The organism is Agromyces sp. GQ35, assembly GCF_059758475.1.
Genome location: NZ_JCAXEO010000009.1, coordinates 1 through 493 on the forward strand (window position 1 = coordinate 1; position 493 = coordinate 493).

A 493-nucleotide genomic window follows, 5' to 3' on the forward strand; every position below is an offset into this window, starting at 1 on the left:
GCCCGCCGAACCCGCATACGCCTCATAACTAATGTGCGTACTGCCGATATCGACGATCTTCCCCAACGACGGCGGCGTCGTGATACCCACGAGCGTCACCGAATCACCATCAGGATCAATACCATCGAGCGGCACATCGATCTTCACCGCAGTGCCCTCGAACGTGCGCGACGTCAACGGCAACGGCAACGGCGCCCGGTTGCCCTTCGCATCAGGACCCACCACCGTAAACCGCACCACCGCCGTCGCCGACTGCTCATAGTCGTCGAAGACCTTGTACGAGGCGGTGTAGACACCCGGCTCGTTCGGCGCCTGGTACCGCACGGTGTCGTCGGCAGTGAAGACGAGGCCCCCGGCACCGCTGACATCCACGAGCGCACTGTCGAGCGTGAGGGGTGCGGCGTCGGGGTGGAAGTCGTTGTCGAGCACCGGAACGGTCGTGATGTCGCCGGCGCGCACGGTCACCGCGTCATCCGTCGCCACCGGCGGCTGA

1 protein-coding gene is annotated in these 493 nt (G+C 65.1%); it reads right to left on the reverse strand.

The window, feature by feature from the left end; genetic code table 11:
• The coding region (locus AC6CH0_RS17765) for an Ig-like domain-containing protein (protein WP_498103335.1) at positions 1-483 on the reverse strand (483 nt) is incomplete at its 3' end.
• Positions 484-493 lie beyond the last annotated feature (10 nt).